Origin of the sequence: Amphritea sp. HPY, from assembly GCF_050870985.1 — a bacterium.
Classification (GTDB): domain Bacteria; phylum Pseudomonadota; class Gammaproteobacteria; order Pseudomonadales; family Balneatricaceae; genus Amphritea.
Map to the genome: position 1 here is coordinate 4,480,816 of NZ_CP194015.1, position 20,881 is coordinate 4,501,696.

Annotated in this window: 19 protein-coding genes; 10 read left to right on the plus strand and 9 right to left on the minus strand. The window is 50.9% G+C overall.

The features are described 5' to 3' along the window. The first annotated feature begins 48 nt into the window (after window positions 1–48). Together ACQUQM_RS19880 and ACQUQM_RS19885 are read left to right on the plus strand one after the other, a co-directional pair. On the plus strand, window positions 49–1,275 hold the full coding sequence (locus ACQUQM_RS19880; RefSeq protein WP_432474854.1) for an EAL and HDOD domain-containing protein: 1,227 nt from the start codon (window positions 49–51) through the stop codon (window positions 1,273–1,275). A gap of 65 nt (window positions 1,276–1,340) precedes the next feature. Next, window positions 1,341–2,090 carry a sulfite exporter TauE/SafE family protein gene (locus tag ACQUQM_RS19885; protein WP_432471607.1) on the plus strand — a complete coding sequence of 250 codons (750 nt, stop codon included), beginning with the start codon at window positions 1,341–1,343 and terminating at the stop codon, window positions 2,088–2,090. Window positions 2,091–2,169: 79 nt separating this feature from the next. Here the strand turns inward: ACQUQM_RS19885 and ilvD are convergent, their stop codons facing one another. Next, window positions 2,170–4,002: a dihydroxy-acid dehydratase gene (ilvD, locus tag ACQUQM_RS19890; RefSeq protein WP_432471608.1), complete on the minus strand. Its 1,833-nt coding sequence runs from the start codon at window positions 4,000–4,002 to the stop codon at window positions 2,170–2,172. A gap of 160 nt (window positions 4,003–4,162) precedes the next feature. Here ilvD and ACQUQM_RS19895 point away from each other — a divergent pair, with 160 nt between their 5' ends. The 3 genes from ACQUQM_RS19895 (at window position 4,163) to ACQUQM_RS19905 (ending at window position 5,379) form a co-directional block, all read left to right on the plus strand. After that, complete coding sequence (locus ACQUQM_RS19895; protein ID WP_432471609.1) at window positions 4,163–4,417, plus strand: hypothetical protein; 255 nt, start codon at window positions 4,163–4,165, stop codon at window positions 4,415–4,417. Further along, entirely contained in the window at window positions 4,410–5,084 is a 675-nt protein-coding gene (locus tag ACQUQM_RS19900; protein ID WP_432471610.1) for a Crp/Fnr family transcriptional regulator, read from the plus strand. Before ACQUQM_RS19895 ends, ACQUQM_RS19900 begins: the two co-directional genes overlap by 8 nt. Window positions 5,085–5,181: 97 nt before the next feature. After that, window positions 5,182–5,379 carry a YgaP family membrane protein gene (locus ACQUQM_RS19905; protein WP_432471611.1) on the plus strand — a complete coding sequence of 66 codons (198 nt, stop codon included), beginning with the start codon at window positions 5,182–5,184 and terminating at the stop codon, window positions 5,377–5,379. A gap of 63 nt (window positions 5,380–5,442) precedes the next feature. Here the strand turns inward: ACQUQM_RS19905 and ACQUQM_RS19910 are convergent, their stop codons facing one another. Further along, the gene (locus ACQUQM_RS19910; protein ID WP_432471612.1) at window positions 5,443–6,516 is read right to left on the minus strand and encodes a calcium-binding protein; all 1,074 of its coding nucleotides are present in this window, start codon (window positions 6,514–6,516) and stop codon (window positions 5,443–5,445) included. A 291-nt stretch (window positions 6,517–6,807) separates the two neighbouring features. On the opposite strand from ACQUQM_RS19910, the gene ACQUQM_RS19915 reads away from it, so the two are divergent. The 4 genes from ACQUQM_RS19915 to ACQUQM_RS19930 are packed head-to-tail and all read left to right on the plus strand — an operon-like array spanning window position 6,808 to window position 9,772. Further along, window positions 6,808–7,359, plus strand: a complete 552-nt coding sequence (locus tag ACQUQM_RS19915) for a glycine zipper 2TM domain-containing protein (RefSeq protein WP_432471613.1) — start codon at window positions 6,808–6,810, stop codon at window positions 7,357–7,359. A 25-nt stretch (window positions 7,360–7,384) separates the two neighbouring features. Then, a complete protein-coding gene (locus tag ACQUQM_RS19920; RefSeq protein ID WP_432471614.1) occupies window positions 7,385–7,699 on the plus strand; it encodes a PepSY domain-containing protein in 315 nt (104 codons plus the stop codon). 34 nt (window positions 7,700–7,733) lie between these two features. Next, window positions 7,734–8,426: a response regulator transcription factor gene (locus ACQUQM_RS19925; RefSeq protein WP_432471615.1), complete on the plus strand. Its 693-nt coding sequence runs from the start codon at window positions 7,734–7,736 to the stop codon at window positions 8,424–8,426. Next, window positions 8,423–9,772 carry an ATP-binding protein gene (locus ACQUQM_RS19930; protein WP_432471616.1) on the plus strand — a complete coding sequence of 450 codons (1,350 nt, stop codon included), beginning with the start codon at window positions 8,423–8,425 and terminating at the stop codon, window positions 9,770–9,772. The genes ACQUQM_RS19925 and ACQUQM_RS19930 overlap by 4 nt, the downstream gene beginning before the upstream one ends. A 4-nt stretch (window positions 9,773–9,776) precedes the next feature. On the opposite strand, the gene ACQUQM_RS19935 is transcribed toward ACQUQM_RS19930, so the two are convergent. From ACQUQM_RS19935 to ACQUQM_RS19960, 6 genes are all read right to left on the minus strand, one after another. Continuing rightward, window positions 9,777–10,823 (minus strand): M48 family metallopeptidase, encoded by a 1,047-nt coding sequence (locus ACQUQM_RS19935; protein ID WP_432471617.1) that lies wholly within the window; start codon window positions 10,821–10,823, stop codon window positions 9,777–9,779. Then, window positions 10,823–11,929 carry a YjgN family protein gene (locus ACQUQM_RS19940; RefSeq protein ID WP_432471618.1) on the minus strand — a complete coding sequence of 369 codons (1,107 nt, stop codon included), beginning with the start codon at window positions 11,927–11,929 and terminating at the stop codon, window positions 10,823–10,825. Before ACQUQM_RS19940 ends, ACQUQM_RS19935 begins: the two co-directional genes overlap by 1 nt. Window positions 11,930–11,954: 25 nt before the next feature. Further along, window positions 11,955–13,289, minus strand: coding sequence for an amino-acid N-acetyltransferase (gene argA / locus ACQUQM_RS19945; protein WP_432471619.1), 1,335 nt, complete (start codon window positions 13,287–13,289; stop codon window positions 11,955–11,957). A gap of 2 nt (window positions 13,290–13,291) precedes the next feature. Beyond that, window positions 13,292–14,443: an acetylornithine deacetylase gene (gene argE / locus ACQUQM_RS19950; RefSeq protein WP_432471620.1), complete on the minus strand. Its 1,152-nt coding sequence runs from the start codon at window positions 14,441–14,443 to the stop codon at window positions 13,292–13,294. 146 nt (window positions 14,444–14,589) lie between these two features. Further along, window positions 14,590–15,855 (minus strand): inorganic phosphate transporter, encoded by a 1,266-nt coding sequence (locus tag ACQUQM_RS19955; RefSeq protein WP_432471621.1) that lies wholly within the window; start codon window positions 15,853–15,855, stop codon window positions 14,590–14,592. Window positions 15,856–15,888: 33 nt separating this feature from the next. Further along, entirely contained in the window at window positions 15,889–16,569 is a 681-nt protein-coding gene (locus tag ACQUQM_RS19960) for a TIGR00153 family protein (RefSeq protein WP_432471622.1), read from the minus strand. Between the two features lie 289 nt (window positions 16,570–16,858). On the opposite strand from ACQUQM_RS19960, the gene glnE reads away from it, so the two are divergent. Continuing rightward, entirely contained in the window at window positions 16,859–19,774 is a 2,916-nt protein-coding gene (gene glnE / locus ACQUQM_RS19965) for a bifunctional [glutamate--ammonia ligase]-adenylyl-L-tyrosine phosphorylase/[glutamate--ammonia-ligase] adenylyltransferase (protein WP_432471623.1), read from the plus strand. A 77-nt stretch (window positions 19,775–19,851) separates the two neighbouring features. Here glnE and ACQUQM_RS19970 read toward each other — a convergent pair whose 3' ends face one another. Then, window positions 19,852–20,847 (minus strand): branched-chain amino acid aminotransferase, encoded by a 996-nt coding sequence (locus ACQUQM_RS19970; protein WP_432471624.1) that lies wholly within the window; start codon window positions 20,845–20,847, stop codon window positions 19,852–19,854. Between the last annotated feature and the right edge of the window lie 34 nt (window positions 20,848–20,881).

The window sequence follows — 20,881 nt, forward strand, 5'->3', positions numbered from 1 at the left end:
AACCGGCGTTTGTAAGATCGAATATTATAGGGGGCTTCTGTGAACAAAATGATAGAAGACGATCTGCTGCAGGGCGGACAAGTGCTGATGGCTCGACAGCCGATATTTAATAAAAATCAGGATGTTGAGGGCTATAGCCTGATGTATCGCTCGGATGATGGCTCGCTGCCGGAAAAGTTTACCGATGAACAGGCTACCTCCTCCGTTATCCTGAATACCTATGCTCTAGGTAGTCAGAATGGTGAGGCTCGGCAACTACCCTGCTACATTAAACTGACTGAGAGTATGCTCTTATCCGGATCCATTCCATCTCTGCCTAAAGAACATTTTGTCTTTGAACTGCTGCGGGAAGATGGCATATCTAAAGATTTGGTAAAGACAGCCAAAGAATTGAAGCATCAGGGCTATCGTTTTGCGCTGAATCACTTTACGGGCGATAAGGGCCAGACGGTGCTGCTGGATGCGGTCCATACCGTAAAAATAGATATTCAGCAGCACAGTGAAGCTGAATTGAAGCAGATGGTTACCTTTGTCCGGCCTTATCATGTCGATATTCTGGCGGATAAGGTTGAAACTCAGGAGGAGTTTCGACGCTGCATTGAATTGGGCTTTAATCTTTTTGAGGGATATTTCCTGTGCCGGCCTGTGGATATTAAAGGCAAAACATTTGGCAGCTCGAAAGCGCTTATAATGGAGCTGTTAGCCGAGCTCAATAATCCCAATGCGACGGTTGAGTCAGTCGAGCAGATCGTGATCAATGATCCGATGATGGCGTATAAAATACTCCGCCTGGTCAATTCTGCAGCATTCAGTACGCCAAAGCAGATTGAATCGCTTTCCCACGCGATAGCGCTGATCGGAATGGAGCAGGTAAAGAAATGGGCAACACTGTTTCTCCTCAGCGGCCAGTCGGGTAAACCGGTTGAGCTGACCCGGATGATGCTTACCCGGGGGCGGATGTGTGAGCTGCTGGCGGAAATGCTGAACTATGAGAATCCGATCAACTTCTTTATCGTCGGCTTGTTGTCGCAACTGGATGCGATGATGGATATGCCGATGACCGATCTGCTGGATCAGGTACCACTGAACGATGATATTAAAGAGGCCATTCTGACCCGGAGTAATCCTATGGGCAATATCCTGCATGAAGTAGCAACTTACGAACAGGGGGAGTGGGATCAGCTTAAAGGACTGCTCGAAAAACCTTACTATGAAGTTGCTTATCGACATAGCCTGCAATGGGCCCAACAGGTTCTGGAATCGTTGCAGGAATAAATTTGATCAGTACTGTTAGCGCACCGCAATTGCGGTGCGTTTTTCTTTTAGTAAGGTGAATAGAATTGGCCAACTGGTTACCACAATTATTATCGTTACAGGATGTAGTGCTGCTGATTTTGACCAGTGCTCTGACCTCAATGATGACAGCGGCGATGGGTATAGGTGGCGGGGTGCTGTTACTGGCCGTGATGGCTTCAATCGTGCCTGTCGCTGCGCTTATACCGGTACACGGCCTGGTGCAGTTTGGCTCCAATTCTAACCGGGCGCTGTTAACCCGGCGCTATATCGACTGGTCACTGGTTAAATTGTTTATGCTGGGCGGGGTCATCGGTGCGCTCATCGCTGGGGTTATTGTTGTTCAGTTGCCGTTGGCGGTTATTCAGTTATCGGTTGCAGGCTTTATTCTGCTGTTGGTATGGGGGCCGAAACTGGCCAAGCATGAGGTTTCTCCAACGGGGCTTATCAGTGCCGGAGCTGTGACTACACTGATCTCAATGTTTGTCGGCGCGACGGGGCCGCTGGTTGCTGCTTTTGTACATCGGCTGGGTTTTGAAAAATACCGTACAGTCGCTACATTTGCTGCCTGTATGAGTTTTCAACATCTGTTGAAACTGTTGGTATTTGGCTGGATAGGCTTTGCTTTTATCGACTGGCTGCCGCTTATCATCGCGATGATTATCAGTGGCTTTATGGGCACCTGGATCGGCTTACATCTGCTGCAGAAAATTCCCCCGGAAAAGTTTCAGATAGTGTTCAAACTGACCGTTTCGGTACTGGCATTGCGCCTGATCTGGCAAGTATTTATGAGCTGAGTCAGATCCTGAGGGTAAAGACTAAAAAGGCAGCCAGTGGCTGCCTTTTTAACGAGCGTTTAAAGTCTGAGCTAAAAGGTTAGTCCAGTTGCGACAGGTCGCGAACGGCACCCATATCGGCTGATGTAGCCAGTTTAGCGTAGGCTTTCAGTGCCGCTGTGACTTTACGTGGGCGCTCTTCTACTGGTTTCCAGCCCAGAGCATCCTGCTCTGTGCGACGTTGCGCCAGTTCTTCATCAGACAGCAGTACATCAATTGTCCGGTTCGGGATATCGATACGTATCTTATCACCGTTGCGGACCAGACCAATCGCTCCACCGGCGGCCGCTTCCGGAGAAACGTGACCGATAGACAGGCCGGAAGTACCGCCAGAGAACCGACCATCAGTCAGCAATGCGCAGGCTTTACCCAGACCTTTGGATTTGATGTAAGAGGTCGGGTATAACATCTCCTGCATACCCGGGCCGCCTTTCGGGCCTTCGTAACGAACTATGACCACGTCGCCAGCTTTCACCTTATCGTCGAGAATGTTCGCCACGGCTTCATCCTGAGACTCGGTAATATGGGCGGAGCCTTCGAATACCAGGATCGAATCATCGACACCGGCGGTTTTAACAACACAGCCGTCCAGAGCGATATTGCCGCGTAGAACCGCCAGACCACCTTCAAGTGAGAATGCGTTTTCCAGCGAACGGATACAGCCTTTGGCACGATCACCGTCCAGCGTTGGCCAGCGCGTTGCCTGGCTGAAAGCTACCTGAGTCGGAATGCCGGCAGGGCCAGCTTTATAGAATTCCATAACCTCTGGCGTTGGGTTACGCATGATATCCCACTTATCCAAAGCGTCCTTCATCGTTGGCGCATGGACGGTAGGCAGATCGGTATGCAGATTACCGGCACGATCCAGTTCGCCCAGAATACCCATGATGCCACCGGCACGGTGCACATCTTCGATATGATATTCCGGTGTATTCGGTGCGACCTTACACAGCTGCGGTACAACTCTGGATAGACGGTCGATATCTTCCATGGTGAAGTCGATCTCGGCTTCCTGTGCGATAGCCAGCAGGTGCAGGATCGTATTAGTTGACCCGCCCATGGCGATATCCAGAGTCATCGCATTTTCGAATGCTTTGAAACCGATTGAACGCGGTAGCAGAGCATAATCATCTTGCTCGTAGTGACGCTTGGCCATCTCAACAATGCTACGGCCTGCCTGCAGGAACAGCTCTTTACGATCGGCATGGGTTGCTACGACGGTGCCGTTTCCTGGTAATGCCAGGCCGAGTGCTTCCGCCAGGCAGTTCATTGAGTTTGCCGTGAACATGCCCGAGCAAGAGCCACAGGTCGGACAGGCAGAGCGTTCGACTTCGTCGACCAGCTCGTCAGACGCATCCGGATCTACCGCCAGCACCATCGCATCGACCAGATCCAGCTTATGCTCGGATAGTTTAGTCTTGCCGGCTTCCATCGGGCCACCGGAAACGAAGATGACCGGAATGTTGAGGCGCATAGCGGCCATCAGCATTCCCGGTGTGATTTTGTCGCAGTTAGAGATACATACCAGGGCATCGGCGCAGTGCGCGTTAACCATATACTCAACTGAATCTGCGATAAGATCCCGCGATGGCAGAGAGTAGAGCATGCCGTCGTGACCCATCGCGATACCGTCATCGATCGCAATTGTATTGAATTCTTTTGCCACACCGCCGGCTTTTTCAATCTCGCGGGCGACCAATTGGCCCATGTCTTTCAGATGGACGTGGCCCGGTACAAACTGGGTGAAAGAGTTGGCAATAGCGATAATAGGCTTCTGGAAATCATCATCCTTCATACCGGTGGCGCGCCATAGTGCACGGGCACCTGCCATGTTGCGACCTGCGGTGGAGGTCTTGGAGCGATATTGTGGCATGCACAGATCCTCAACGACTTAACTGGGTTTATTTCAGACCGCGAATTATATCAGAAACTGCATTGCTGAATGTTGAAATATTCACCTTGGCCCAAGGTTTACTATGGAACCGATATAGGAGCGCGTATGATTAGCGGTTGAACAATCTGTGGAGAGTAAAATGGCTGTGGATAAAAAACAGATCCGAGCGGATCGCTGGCTGAAAATGATGATGCGTACCGGGGTGCCGGTGGCTATCGTCAGTATCCTGTTTCTCTGGCTGGGACATTTCTTTGAAAGCCAGGCTTTTGGTAGCGTGTTCGTAGTAACTATGCCGATCGCCCTGGTCTTTGGTTTTGCCTATAACCTGCGTTATGTCATGCTGGCTGTGCGCGCGCAACGTGAAGAGAACAATACACCGCCAGCCAATGACTGAACGAGTAAATGAGCTACAACAGCTTACCGAGCGCTTTCCGATACTGACTGAACTGGATCAGATCGGGCATCTTATTCTGAGCCGGGCGCGAAAGGTGGTGCTGCCAGCTAATCAGATAGTATTCCATCAGGGTGACAGCTGCGCCAATTACATTATTGTTGTTTCCGGCACAGTTAAAGTTCTGGGGCGTAGTCCTTCCGGGCGTGAAATTATCCTCTATCGGATCGAACAGCAGGGCTCCTGTGTCCTGACTACATCTTGTCTGCTCGGCGGTGAGCAGTACCCGGCGGAAGGCATTACCGAGACTGAAGTCACCGCCTATCTTATATCGCAGATTGACTTTCAGCAGGCTCTGGCTGAATCTGCTCAGCTGCGCAGTTTCATTTTCGACTCCTATGGAGAACGTTTGGCGCGGATGATCGGGCTGGTGCAGGAGATCGCCTTCGAGCGGATCGAAAAGCGCCTGGCGCGTTATCTGATCGATCATGCGGGTAGTGGTTTTGTGCTGTTGCGATCGCATCAGGAGATAGCCGATGAGCTTGGTACCGCACGTGAAGTCGTCAGCCGGCAGCTTAAAAGTTTTGAGCAGAAGGAATGGCTGGCGCTGAGCCGAAATCAGGTGATGTTCCTCAATAAAGAAGCGATAGCCGTCATCGCTAAAGGTTAATTACTGAGAAAACTCTCTACTGTGTGACTTTGTCACAGACGCAGCTCTCAGAACTCCCGATAATTGGCTCATCACTGATTAGTCGAGGGTTGGGAAAATGGAAAACAATATTGGCTCTGTGGATAAAGTGCTACGGATATTGGTTGGACTGGTACTGATCGTATTGGTCTTTGTCGGCCCGCAAACAGTATGGGGCTGGGTCGGTGTGCCGGTAATACTGATCGCTCTGTTTGGCTGGTGTCCGCTGTATAAAGTATTGGGCATCAGCAGCTGTAAGAAGTGTGCCGCTGAATAGCCTTGTTCAATAAATGAAAAAAAGCCCGTCAGCTATGCTGCGGGCTTTTTGGGTTTGTAGTATTTACATCCAGTTTGCAGCCAGATCTGGAGCGAGTACTGCGGCGTCTGCAGGATCTACTACAGAACCCACGCCGCTTGGTACAGCAAAGCTGGCCATCGCGGTGACCAGCGCTTCGACACCTGCTGTATCAATAGTAGAGCTGTTGCCGATCATAATCTGTTCGATTTTGAAATCGCCGGAGGCTTCAAACCAGTTCAGTACTTTTACCTGATCATCACTACCGACAACGTTAATAAGCAGGTCATCATTCTGTTGTGAGAACCACATATCGGCTACATCAGTAACACCACCAAAAACAAACTCGTCTGACGTACCGCTGGAGTCGGTGACAAAGTCGGAACCGTCGCCGACAGCAAAGGTATATTTGTCATCGCCACTGGCGCCTTTCAGACGGTCGGTACCAGTACCTCCGACCAGCGTATCATCACCCAGGCCACCATCAATCAGATCGTTGCCCTGGCCGCCAACCAGCAGGTCGTTACCAAAGCCACCCAGCATACGGTCATTACCAACATTGCCATACATAGTATCGGCACCGTTGCCGCCCTTCATCAGGTCTTTACCGTCGCCACCCCACATAGTGTCATCGCCAGCGCCGCCTTCCATGATATCGTCACCAGCACCGCCACCCATTGTGTCGTTACCTTCGCCGCCATAAAGGGTGTCATTGCCGTCGGCAGCAAATACCCGGTCATCGCCTTCGCCGCCATCCAGTATGTCATCACCGAAGCCACCGATCAGCAGGTCGTTACCGTTACCGCCATTGAGGATATCGTTATCGGCGCCACCGTTGAGACGATCAGCACCTTCACCACCATTCAGGGTATCAGTGCCGAGCCCGCCGTTGAGGCGATCATCACCATCGCCACCGCTAAGAGTATCGTTACCGTTGTTGCCATTAAGCAGGTCATCACCTGCTCCGCCATCAACGGTGTCGTCACCCGCGGCAGCAACAACAGTATCGTTGCCGTCACCCGCAGTGATAGTATCGTCGCCAGCCAGTGCTTTAATGAAATCCGGCTCTGAAGTGCCTACAAGAGTATCGTTGTCAGAAGTGCCAGTAATTGTAGCCATAGTAAAACTCCCTGTTTATAAATCGCCGCAGAAGAAACTGAAGCGGATAGTTCATCCTTGATTAATATGTGACTGCCACAGTAAAAATAGCAGTGCTGTATATTATTTGAGCGTATTCTAGAACAAATTAACCTGTTCATGAATTAATTTGAATGCTTATTTCTTATTTTCTTGAAAAAGCATTTGAAATGTAGTGTTTTTTGCTAAAAACAAGTTCAGCCATGATTCAGTCGCCAGCCCCGACAATTGATTCCAGAATTCAGCACTATTCTGAATCCGAGGAGAGGCGAAATGAAAAAAATTATTACTGTTGCCGTCCTGGCATTAGGTCTGTCAGTTTCGATCGCACAGGCCGGTTCGCATTATGATAAGCGACACAATAGCCACCGTGATTTTGCCAAAGTTGTTGGTGTAAAGCCGATCGTTGTGCAATCAGAGCGTAGGATTCCCCACCGTGAATGCTGGGATGAAGAGGTTAGCTATGAGCAGTCCCGACAGCGGAGGAACTCCTATACAGCACCGATTCTGGGCGGAATAATTGGCGGAGCTATTGGCAACGAGCTGGGACATAACAAGAGCAATAAACGGGTTGGCGCGGCAGTAGGTGCCGTATTGGGGGCGTCTATTGGCCATGATATTACCCGGGATAGTGCCTATAGTGGGGATAGAGTGCGCTATCGCACTGAAACCCGTTGTAGCGTTCAACACGATGTTGAGTATTATGAACGGATAACCGGTTATAACGTAACCTATCGCTATCGGGGGCGCACTTATCATACTCGTATGGATCAACATCCGGGTAAGCGCATCAGGGTCAGGGTGAACGTAGTGCCGGTCTCCTGAATACTGTCTTGTAAGGTGATTATTGATGTTAAAAGCTCTGCTTAAATTAGTTCGGCCGATGGGGTTTTTTATGCTCATCATTGGCGCATCCCAGGCGTCTTCAGTGGCATCGGCAGAGCTGAATACAAGCTTGTTTACTTCCCCTTTAGTTTTGGCAGAAGCGGGCATCAGTCTGCAAAGTGCGGCCAGTAAAGCCCGGGCCAAGCATGGCGGTAAGGTGGTCAAGGCAGAAACAGTATCTAAGGGGGGGCATCAGATACACCAGATTAGGCTGGTCAAAGAGGGGCGGGTCAAAACTGTCAGGATAGATGCCACTACAGGCATTGAGATAGCACGTTAAGATATGCGGCAGGCTGCATAGCAAGGAGTAGTAAATGAAATTACTGGTAATTGAAGATGATGCTGATCTGAGACGGCAGCTGGTGACCGGATTGACGGGTGGTGGTTATACCGTTGAAGAGGCGAGCGATGGCGAAGAAGGGCTCTATCTTGGCTCAGAATTTCCGTATGACCTGGCGATTATAGATCTTGGCTTACCAAAGCTGTCAGGGGTCGAAGTGATCAGGAAATTGCGAAAGGCGAATATCAATTTTCCGATTATTATTCTGACCGCCCGTGGGGATTGGCAGGATAAAGTGGAGGGCCTGGAAGCCGGTGCTGATGATTATCTGGTGAAGCCTTTTCACATGGAAGAGTTGATGGCCCGTCTGAATGCTTTATTACGCAGAGCTGCAGGCCATGCCACGCCGATGCTTGTTTTTGGTCCGGTTACGCTGGATAGCAGCGGCCGCAATGTGTTTGTCAATGATGAGCCAGTTAAACTGACCAGCTATGAATACCGCACCCTGGAATATCTGATGCTGAATGCCGGCAAAGTAATCTCCAAAACGGAGCTGACTGAACATCTCTATCATCAGGATTTTGACCGCGACAGTAATGTACTGGAAGTGTTTATCCGCCGTTTACGGCAGAAACTGGATCCGGATCAGGTGCTGCAACCGATCGCTACTGTTAGGGGACTGGGGTATCGCTTTGATCTGGCATCGGGGGATAGTCTCAGCAAATGATGCCCAATGCGCTTCGGGCCCGACTCCTGTTGGCATCATTGCTTCTGTTACCGGTATTCTTCGGGCTTACCGGGTTTGCTCTACAGCAAGCTTTTCATCATAGCCTCGAAGCGGCCGAAGAGGAGCGCCTCAAACTCCAGGTATATTTGATTCTGGGTGCAGCTGAACTTGATGGTGATCAGATAATGATCCCTGATACGCTGCAAGAGCCCCGCTATGCGCAGCTTGAATCAGGCTTATATGGAGTGTTGCACGGCAGTAACCAGCGGCTGATCTGGCGCTCGGGTTCCAGCACCCTGATTGCTGATGAACTGTTGCAGCAGTTAGCTGAAGCTGAGCTGGGAACCGGTGAATCGAGCTTCTATGAACTGCCGGCACAAGCACTGTTTGTCTATCAGTTTGCCCTGATCTGGGAGATCAATGGCAATGAACAACACTACCTGTTCACGGTGCTGGAATCGAACAGTTCGGTCAGGGCGGAGCAAAAAGCGTTTAATACCCGTTTGTGGGGCTGGTTGGGGGCTGCAATTTTCCTGTTCCTGTTGGTGGAAACATTGTTGATCAGCTGGGGCTTGAAGCCGCTTACCCGTCTGGCTAAAGACCTCAAACGGATAGAGCAGGGGCAGAGCGATCACCTTACCGGTGAGTATCCGACGGAAGTGCAGGCGGTAACCGATAATCTTAATCTTCTGATCGATAATGAGCGCCAGCAACGGGAACGATATCGTAATACCCTGGGGGATCTGGCGCATAGTCTGAAAACTCCCCTGGCCGTTGTTCGAGGGGCGAAAGAGGAAACTCTCAGTTTTGATCAATACCAGGCATTGATAACTGACCAGGCTGCGAGGATGGAACAGATTGTGCAGTATCAGCTGGCCCGGGCGGTAAAAAGTCAGGGCCGGACTTTAGCTAAGCGCGTTCCAGTGGCACCAATTGTCGAGCGGATGGTTGGTGCGTTACAGAAAGTGTATCGGGATAAGGCGATTGATGTTCAGTTAGCCCTGGAAGGCGGTTATCAGCTGGCTGCTGACGAGCGGGATCTGATGGAACTGATCGGAAATATCCTTGAGAATGCATTCAAATATGGTTGTTCTCAGGTATCTGTAGGCTTGAGTCATGGTAAAGGTATGCTGCATATTGAAATAGCCGACGATGGCGCGGGAGTATCGCTGGCGCAGCGGCAAACTATTCTCAAGCGTGGTCAGCGGGCTGATACATCAGCCCCGGGGCAGGGGATTGGCTTGTCGGTTGCGGTGGATATCCTGAGTAGTTACGACGGCGAACTGGATGTTTCCGAATCTGATCTCGGTGGAGCACTGTTTACTGTCAGCTTGCCACTGCATTGAAAAATCAGCCGTCGTTGAGTTGCTTAATTCGTTCTGAAGTCGCCGGATGGCTGGATAGCCAGGCCGGTGGCTGATCATCCGGTTCGCCGCTCAGGCGTTTGAGCATAGTAACCAGATGCTGAGGATCTTTTCCCTGTTCGATAAGCAGGGTCTTGGCAAACAGGTCGGCCTCCAACTCGAAACCTCTGGAATAATGGCTCTCGACCAGAATAGTCGGTAAGGCCGCTAACAGGGTGCTTGCGGTCGCCATATCCCCGGTGATCGAGATCAGCAGCAGTGGCAGGGCGCTGCTTTGCAATACTGTGCGCAGTCCGTGACGTTGATTTACATGTCCAAGTTCATGGGCCATTACAGCCTCAAGTTCAGCATCATTCCCGGCCAGTGTGACCAGTTGGTCGGTGATGATAATGTCCCCCGAAGGCAGTGCAAATGCGTTGGCGCCGACTTTTCCTCCATCGCGCAGATGCAGTCGGTATTCAAATTCATCATCTCTCAGGCTGACCAAGTGTTCGAACTGTAATGTGATGCGGTCACTTTGCTTGCTGTCCAGGCTGGATTCGTCGAACACGTATCGGTCCAGTGTCTCTAGTGTATGCCGGGCAATCTGTTGATTAGTACTGACAGGAAGTTGAAAGGCGACCTGCTTTGCAAGTCCGGGTAAGCCGTATTGCACTCCCCACCAGACGAACAACATGACCGCACATACTGAAATGATTACGAAACGTAGCTTACTTTCGAGAAAATGAATCCAACCCTGAGGGTTATCTCCATCAAACTGGCGGGTTAACTGATCGATCTGGTCATTGGCATTGCTTTCAAAGCGAAAGCCGTTGGGTAGATCCAGGTAGCGGGCGCTGGAACCGATTCGTGGACTGATATTCAGATCGGACCAATGGCAACCGCTGGTACCCAGTTCGGTACTTTCAAACCTTACTGAGCCTTGTTCGCAGACAATCAGCGTGGCGCTGTGGCTGTTTGACGTGTGACCGTCAAACAGCCTGCCTGATAAACGAACTTGCTGAGGTGTATCCTCTGGCTTTCTCTGCTGCATCAGAGACCGAACTCCACATCCATAATATCGGACATCTCTTCGCCGATAGCATCCTGTTCACTCAGTTGTGACTGGGTAAATGAATTCATATCGCCACAGGTGATTAGTTGTGTGCATTGGGCGCGGTAGCGAGCTATGCGTATTCGTGCCCAGGGAATAAGCAGACCGATAGAAAACAGGATTGCTAGTGTGTTGCTTAAATAGATCCAGAATAAGCTACGGGCGCGGAGTTGGCTATGCAGGCGATGTTGCTCAAGCAGGCAGTGGTTCAGGGTTGCATTGGTAACTCTGGAACGGATGTAAACAAAAGCAAAATAATAGATAGGAAGCATCAGCAGACCGGAAAAAACAGCAGCCATCTCTCGAAGGTCTGGCCCGTTGCTCAGGTCATTTTTCAGTGTTTCAGTGCCGCTATCGCCATAGTAGGCCACTGCTGCTGCGACTATCGCAATCAGAATAATACCGCCTAATACCATCAGGAAAGCCAGACTATAGGCTTTATATATCGGCCCGGACTCCAGTTCGGAGGTGAATTTGGTCTGACCAAAGCTACTGTGTTTAACCAGCCAGCGCTGCTGCAGGTAAACGGCAAACGGGTAGAGAATACCCAGCGTAAAGAGACTTAATCCGGGCAGTAGAACAAAATTGATGAAGGCATCCCAGTACTGGCCATCAAAATTAAAACGAATATTCCGGTAGCGGGTATTGCGGGCGCGGAACTTGAGCGAGCGTGAGATTAACCAGGGCAGCAGGCCAAAGAACAGCAGCATAAACACGGGCGATGTCAGTGGCCAGACGCTGGTTGTAGCAACGTAGATAACAATACAAAACATTGCCAGCAGTCGTCCCTTGAGAATGGTCATCGGCTTAGCGGTGTATTCAAAGCTGCTGCCAGCGACAGATGTATGGCCATAAAAATACTGATTAGTGCGTACTTTGGCCCACGCAGAGTAGATGCCTAAGGTGACAATGGTAAGACAGACGTTAACGATCCAGATACGAAAGAATTCACCGGCCTGACCGGTGAAACTGAACCCATGGTGCAACTGTTGTTCTTGTGTCGATGACTGAGTTGACGCCTGAGCCTGAGGTGGAAAAGTATTCACGTATCATCAATCCTTGATGGTCAGATTACAGCGCTTTAGCAAAGGCTTTGGAGTTGCGCTGGTAGTTATATAAGGTTTGTTTCTGGGTCGGCAGCTCGGTGACATTCAGTTCACTGAAACCTCGCTCTATAAACCAATGGGCTGTTCGGGTAGTTAATACAAATAGCTTGAAGAGCTGTTGTTTCCGGGCTGATTCTTCCAGTGCCTGTAACAGTTTATCGCCCCGGTCACCGCCTCTGTATTCAGGTGCTATAGCAACGCAGGCCAGTTCGCCAGCATGTTCTTCCGGGAAGGGATAGAGTGCAGCACAGCCGATAATTGCGCCATCCAGATCAACCACGGTGAAATGATGAATTTCAGCTTCAAGCCGTTCTCTGGAGCGGCGTACCAGTACGCCGGCTTGCTCCATTGGCTGTATAAGCTCAAGCACGCCGCCAACGTCTTCAATCGTAGCTGACCGTACCTGTTCGTAGGATTGTTCAATAACCATAGTGCCGGTGCCGTTGCGGCTGAACAGCTCGCTGACCAGAGCGCCATCCTGTTTATAACTGAGCAGATGGCTGCGGGGTACACCGTTTTTACAGGCTTTTGCCGCGGCGGCAAGATTACGTGACAGCTCAGTGGATCGCTCCGGCGAGGTTAATTTAGCTTTATACTGTTTGACCAGCCGCTCAGCAGTATCTGCCAAAAGTTCGGAGCGCAGGCTGTCTTTACTGTCCATGACGCCTTTTTCTGAGCCGAACAGAATCAGTTTGTCGGCCTTCAGGGCGATGGCTGTCTGGGTAGCAACATCCTCAACCGATAGATTAAATATCTCTCCAGTGGGTGAATAGCCGAGGTGGGATAACAGCACGATATTGTTATGGTCCAGCTGTTGCCGGATCGCCTGTTTGTCGATCCGACGGACTTCACCTGTATTACACAGGTCGATGCCTTCAAATATCCCAACCGGACGGGCGGTGACGAAATTACCACCACAGACCCTGATCTGAGCGCCATGCATGGGGGAGTTAGCCAGTCCCATCGATAGCTTGGCTTCAATCTCAATACGTTGGGTCGCAGCGGCTTCTATAACGTATTTCAGCGTCTCACTGTCGGTCACCCGCAGGTGATGATGCAGCCGGGTCTTAACTTGCTGTTGCGATAGTTTTTCTTCGATCTGTTGGCGCGAGCCGTGAATCAGCACCAGCTTCACGCCGAGGCTGTTCAGCAGTGCAATATCATGAATGATATTGGCAAAGTTATTATCGGCGAGTGCCTCGCCCCCGAGCATCAGGACGAAAGTCTTGCCCCGGTGCGCGTTGATATAGGGAGAGCTGTGACGAAACCAGTTAACGTATTGGGTCAGATCATCATTCATGATTAAAAACAGTACTTTGCAATCAGTTGTTCCAGTATCGCTACTGTAGGCTTTATCTGGTCAAAAGCCAAATACTCATCCGGCTGGTGGGCCTGATCGATAGAACCGGGCCCCATCACAATAGTATCCATGCCAAGATCCTGGAGGAACGGAGCCTCAGTGCCAAAGGCAACAGCCTCAGCCTGGTAACCGGTCAGTTTCTCTGCCGTCTGAACCAGCTCCGAGTGCTTATCATTGTGAAACGCAGGAATGCCAGGAAATAGCGATTCGGCTTTAATCTCTACATTAAATTGCTCTGCCAGGGGCGAAAGACGTTTGAAGACAGCCTCTCGTAGCAGGTCGGCGCTCATTCCTGGAAGTGGACGCAGGTCGTATTCCAGCTCGCAGGCGCCACAGATCCGGTTAGGATTATCGCCGCCATGAATGCAGCCCAGGTTGAGGGTCGGCACTGAGACTTTGAAATCACTGTTTTGATAGTCGCGCTGTAATTCTTTACGAAAGCTGATTAGCTCTCCCAGTACTGAATGCATCGCGTCCAGAGCATTTGATCCCAGGCCCGGGTCCGAAGAGTGGCCAGCGCTACCGGTAACCCTGACCGACTCCATCATCATCCCTTTATGCATGTAGATGGGGCGCATGGAGGTTGGCTCGCCGATTATCGCATAGCGGGCTTTAGGTTTACCGGCTTCAGCCAGTGCACGGGCGCCGTTCATTGAACTTTCTTCATCGGCGGTTGCGAGGATGATTAAGGGCTGTTGCAGTGCCTGATCTGTGAATTTTCGTGCCGCCTCAATTGCTATCGGAAAGAAACCTTTCATATCGCAGGTGCCCAAACCATAGAAACGGTTGTCTTTCTCAGTAAGTTGGAACGGGTCGCTGTTCCACAGTTCGGCGTTGAAAGGTACGGTATCGGTATGTCCGGATAACACCAGACCGCCTGGGCCTGAGCCTAAAGTTGCGATCAGGTTAGCTTTCTCCGGGTGGCCCGGAATGGGCATTATCTCGGTCTTAAAACCGAGGCTGGAGAGCCAGCTTTCCAGCTTGTTGATAACATTAAGGTTACTCTGATCCCAATGGGCAGCAGTACAACTAACCGAAGGAGTAGCGATCAGCTCGGTTAGCATAGTTACCAGGTCTGGTACGGTTTCGGACATAGCAATTACCGGAAATATGACGGGTGATAGGGCTATTGTGCAGGGTTTGAGCGGAAGGGTCCATTTTCAGGATAAACATCGCGACTCTTTTTTGCAGATATAAAAAAGGCGAGCCCGATGCTCGCCTTTTTTGAAATTGTCAGTGCTTAGCTGAATATGCCCTTGAACATAAAGAAGAACATGATAGACAGTGCAGCACCTGCAGGCAGAGTCACTATCCAGGATACGAAGATGGTACCAACAACCCGCAGGTTCAATGCTGATAAGCCACGGGCAAGACCTACACCCAGTACCGCACCTACTAAGGTGTGGGTGGTGGATATCGGCAGACCAGTACCTGATGCGAACACTACAGTGGATGCTGCCGCCAGCGTCGCAGCAAAGCCACGGCTTGGCGTCAGTTCGGTAATATTGTTACCAACAGTGGCGATAACCTTGTGGCCATACATAATCAGACCAGCGACGATACCTGCGCCACCCAACAACAGTATCCATACCGGCATCGCAGATTTCTGAGCTACTTCGCCGGCAGAGGATACTACACCAACAATCGCAGCCAGTGGGCCTACCGCGTTAGCAACATCGTTCGAACCGTGGGCAAAGGCCATTGCGCAGGCGGTGAACATCATCAGTACACCGAAAACTTTTTCGACGCTGGCAAAGTGGTAATCACGGTTGTCTTCTACGCGGGAATGGATCTTACGCAGCATCAGCATACCCAGGAACATGGACAAAAACCCGACACCAATAGAGATGATGGCGCTGGTACCGAAACCCGGGTTAAGGCCGATATGCTTAAGACCCTTGGTGAAGGTCACCATTGAGATCATGAAGCCAACAATGAAGATGTACATAGGTACATACTTCTTGGCGTTTTTGAACGGGTCTTCGGTATCCAGGATCAGTTTCTGTACGCTACGGAACAGGAAGAAGGCTATAAAGCCTGCCGTCACCGGTGAGACTACCCAGCTGGCAACGATCTTCATGACCTTGCCCCAGTTGACCGCATCGACCGAGATGCCGACGGCGGCGAAACCGACTATAGCGCCGACAATGGAGTGCGTTGTCGATACAGGCCAGCCCATGAATGTGGCTATTAACAGCCAGATACCGGCTGCCAGCAGCGCTGACAGCATACCGTACACCAGCAGTTCAGGCGTGCCCGAGAGCAGTGCCGGATCGATAATACCTTTACGTATTGTGGCGGTAACCGCGCCACCCGCCAGGTATGCACCGGCAAATTCGAATAAGATGGCAATAACAATTGCTTGTTTCAGGGTCAGTGCCTTGGAACCAACGGATGTACCCATCGCGTTAGCTACATCGTTCGCGCCCACACCCCAGGCCATAAAAAATCCAAAGATACATGCCATGATGATCAGGACGTCACCATACTGTGCAATGATGCTCATGATTTTTACCTATTAAGAAATATATTCAGAAACTTATTGAGCCAGCAGTAGCTGTAGACGGCTACCAACCTGTTGTGCTTTATCCGCGACATCGCCGATCCAGTTGACGATCTTGTACAAGAACATGGCATCGATCGGATGCATCTCTTTTTCGACCGCGAACAGTGCTAAGCGTACCCGACGCTCCATCTCATCAGCATCGTGCTCCAGATCGTCGAGTTCATGGATCATGTCTTCGACAACATCCACCTCGTGACCACGGAAACCGGTGGTGACCAGTTCATCCAGCTCATTCAGTGCTTTAAGTGCCTGAGCTGACGCTTTCAGTGAGGAGCGGATATACTCCTTCATGATCGGCTGGATTTCAGTAGGAATGGTCATCTTACGACCCAGTGTCAGGCCGGCAATGTCTTTAGCTCGGTTAGCGATTTTGTCCTGCATGCGCAGCAGGTCCAGCAGATCGGTACGGGGTACCGGCAAGAAGATGTTTTTCGGCAGGTTCTGACGAACATCTTTCTTCATGACGTCTGCTTCGCCTTCCAGCACAGCAATTTTGTGCTGTACTTTAGCGGCTTCATCCCAGTCTTCGGCCATCACTGCGTCGAAAAACGGGATCAGCTCAACCGCACAGGACTGTGCTTTAGCGATATGCTCCTGCATCGGTTTAAACGGGGAGCGGGCAAACATCTGCATAATCGGGTTATTTGTAACCATAAAATCACCAGGTTAGATGCATAAAATTTGCGCGAGTATACGCGCAGAAGTTTGTGGTTTGTAGTCAATCTGAAACATAAATGCCATGGGGTTGACATAAAACCGCAGTCATCGACTGTTATAAGTTAATCGGGACTCTTATAAAGCCCTGAATTTACTGTATTTCGGGCATGATATTACAGTTATGTTAAAGATTTGTTACAACAGTATGGCAGATAAAAATATCGAGTAGGAATTAGGCTTTTGGTAAGCTTAATGGAATACACGGCCAACAAGAGTAAATGGACATATGCTCAATCTACAGATCACAAAGCTACCGGAAGTTCTGCAACCCGTCCTGATTCAGAATTGGGATAAAGTTGAGGCGAGAGTCTCTACGCTGGAAACCCCACCGGACCGTTTCGCTGATGATCTGGCCCGGGTGCTGACCGGCAGTGATTATGTGGCTGAACAATTTAGCCGAACCCCCGGATTGCTGGAAGATCTGCTTGAGAGTAATGATCTTTATCGAGAATATGATGCAGATACTTATGCTAACTCATTAGCAGAGAAGCTACAGGTAGCCGATACTGAATTGCTGCTGCATATGCTGCTGCGGCAGTTCAGGCAGCGGGAGATGGTGCGGATCGTGTGGCGTGACCTGACCCGTATCTCTGATATGCGGGCGACCACCCGTGACCTTTCAGCCCTGGCAGATGCCTGTATCGATCAGGCTTTGAACTGGTTGTATAAAGAGTGTTCCGGTAAGTGGGGCGTACCCCATTCCAGGGCCAACGAAGATTCTCCTGCATTGCCTCAGCAGATGGTCGTACTGGGGATGGGTAAGCTGGGTGCCAATGAGCTGAACCTGTCTTCCGATATCGACCTGATTTTTGCCTATCCGGAAAAAGGCGAAACCGAGGGTGGTCGTCGCTGCCTTGCTAATCAGGATTTCTTTAGCCGGCTGGGACAGAAGCTGATTCAGGCGCTGGATAATATGACTGCAGACGGCTTTGTCTTCCGTACGGATATGCGGTTGCGCCCTTATGGCGCAAGTGGTCCTCTGGTGTGCAGTTTCGCCGCGATGGAAGAGTATTATCAGGATCAGGGGCGGGACTGGGAACGTTACGCAATGATTAAGGCCCGGGTGGTCGGTGGCAATATTCAGGCCGGTGCAGAACTTCAATCGATGCTCAGGCCCTTTGTCTATCGTAAGTATATTGATTTCAGCGCGTTTGATTCCCTACGTTCTATGAAGGAGATGATCAACCGCGAAGTGCGGCGTAAAGGGCTGCACGGTAACGTAAAGCTTGGCGCGGGTGGCATCAGAGAAGTTGAATTTATTGCTCAGGCGTTCCAACTGATCCGTGGCGGTCGGGATCCGCGGCTGCAACAGCGGGAGCTGATGAACATCCTGCCCTTGCTGCCAGACACTGTGGGGCTGCCAGAGCAGGCGGTTACTGATCTGACCGGTGCCTATACATTTTTACGAAATGCGGAACATGCGATTCAGGCTGTAGCTGATCGTCAAACCCAGGAGCTGCCCACCGATGAGCAGGGGCAGGCCCGACTTGCCTACAGCATGGGGTTTGATGACTGGGGTAGCTTTATTGCAGAGCTTGATCAGCAGCGCGGTAAGGTGACAGAGCATTTTGCCAACGTGATAGCGCCCTCAGAAGATGAAGGCTCTGAGCAGAAGGAAGATGGCGATAGCGAATGGTTACTGCTCTGGAACAGTGATTTCGATGATGAGGAAGGCGTAGCCTTCTTTGCTGAACATGGTATGGATGATCCACAAGCTGCCTGGAAAGCATTCGGTAATCTTAAGAGCAGTCGTAATGTGCAGTTAATGCAGGCAGTGGGGCAGGAGCGGCTTTGTGCGGTGCTGCCAAAAATGATGAATGAAGTTGTCGGAACCGAAAACCCCGCGGAGACGCTGGGACGTGTATTACAACTGATTCAAGCGATTATCCGTCGTTCCGCCTATCTTGTATTGCTGGCAGAGAACCCGGGAGCGATGCGCCAGCTGGTACAGTTGTGTTCGGCCAGCTCATGGTTTGCCGACACCCTGGCGAAGCAGCCGGTATTATTAGATGAGCTGATTGATCAGCGAGCGTTGTATTCACCGCCAAGTAAAGCTGAGCTACAAACGGAACTGAGACAGCAGTTGCTGCGCATTCCTGAAGAGGATGTGGAAGAACTGATGGAAACGCTGCGCTATTTTAAAAGTGCGCATTCGCTGCGGGTTGCCGCGTCGGATATCACCGGGGCACTGCCGTTAATGAAGGTCAGTGATTACCTGACCTGGCTGGCGGAAGCGATTCTTGAGGTGGTGCTGGATATCTCCTGGCGATTGATGGTCGAGAAGCATGGCGCACCATTGAAGGCTCCGGGAGTGCCTTGTGATCCTGACTTCATCGTTGTTGGTTATGGCAAGATGGGCGGCATTGAGTTGTCCTACGGTTCCGACCTTGATCTGGTGTTTGTCCACGATGCGGATGCCAATCTGTTTACCGATGGAAAAAAACCGGTGGCTAACTCGGTCTTCTTTACTCGCTTAGGTCAGCGCATCATCCATATTCTTAATACTTTCACTACCGGTGGTCAGCTCTATGAAGTTGATATGCGGCTGCGCCCTTCTGGTAATTCCGGCTTGCTGGTCAGTTCATTGAAAGCGTTTCAGGAATATCAGGAGAAAGAGGCCTGGACCTGGGAGCATCAGGCATTGGTTCGGGCGCGCGTTATTGCCGGATCGGATGAGCTGAAAGCGCGTTTTGAAAAAGTTCGAGGCGAAATTCTGAGTCGACCAATAGAACCGTCTGAGCTGGCTGATGAAGTAGTCAAGATGCGCGCTAAGATGCGTGACCATCTGGGTACGTCGACTAAAGAAGCCGACGAGAAGTTTAATTTGAAGCAAGACCGCGGCGGAATTGTCGATATTGAATTTATCGTACAGTACAGTGCTCTGGCGAATGCAGAGCGCTTTCCCGAACTGATAGAGTTCACAGATAATATCCGGATTCTGGATGCGATGGAAAAAGTCGGCGTGATTCCTGCTGAGGATGCTGAAACACTGCGTGAGGCTTATAAAACTTACCGTGCTGCGGGTCATCGACAAGTACTGCAGGATAAGTCGAGTACAATTACGGATCACGATCTCGAAGGTTGCCGTAGCGAGGTCAGCCGGATTTGGGATGCTCAGGTGGCATCGCAGCAGTCTGCATAATGCCTGACTCTGAAACTCAAAAGTAAAAACAAAAAAAGCCCGCATCAGCGGGCTTTTTATAGACTTATGAATGCAGCTCAGATGCTGGTCAACCAGCCGTGCTTATCTTCTGCCTTGCCCCACTGAATGTCGTTCAATGCCTGACGCAGCTTAACGGTTGTTGCGCCAACTCCGCCGTTACCTACCGGATACTCTTTACCGTTGTGGATCAGGGTGCCGACCGGAGTCAGTACTGCTGCAGTGCCAGACAGTGCGGCTTCGCAATTTGGTTTCGCAGCGCGCTCAAGTAGTTCATCGACAGTTAGCTGGCGCTCAGACACTTTCATGCCCAGGTCGCGGGCGATGGTCAGGATTGAGTCACGGGTTACACCGTGCAGGAAGCTTTCGTCCAGCGCCTTGGTGATTACTTCGTCGCCATCGATCAGCAGGAAGTTCGCGGCCCCTGTTTCCTGAACATCGCCATCCGGGCAGAACAATACCTGGTCGGCGTTCAGATCAGCTTTCGCTTGCATAATTGGGCGCAGGGCGCTGGCGTAGTTGCCGCCGCTTTTGATCATTCCCATATGGGCAGCACAACGGGCACCGTTTTCTTCGAGGAGCAGGCGCAATGTTGTATCGCCGCCAGAGAAGTAATCGCCAACCGGAGACAATAGCATGTACTGGCAGGAAGTCAGGGATGGGCTGGCCGCTTTGCCTATCGCCGGTTCAGTACCGAAATGGGTCGGGCGGATATACATGGATCCGGGAGGTTCAGGTACGTCGCTTTTAAAACGGGTAACGATATCCAGAATCATTTTTTGTGTTGCCGCTTTGTCGATTTCAGGTAGCGCGAGTAGTTGGCTGCTCTGGGCAAAACGTTCGAGGTTACGATCCATACGGAAGATTTTTATTGAACCGTCTTCGTGGCGGAAGGCTTTCAGACCTTCAAAACAGGTGCTGGAGTAGTGCAATACGTGTGCACCCGGATGGAGTTGAAGGCTATCGCTGCTGACGACTTCTGCGTCGCTCCAGCTATTACCATCAAACCAGGAAATTGCCATTTCAGGCATGAACACCGTACCGAAAGCTGCCATTGACTACCTCAAAAAAAATAAAAGATTGATTACC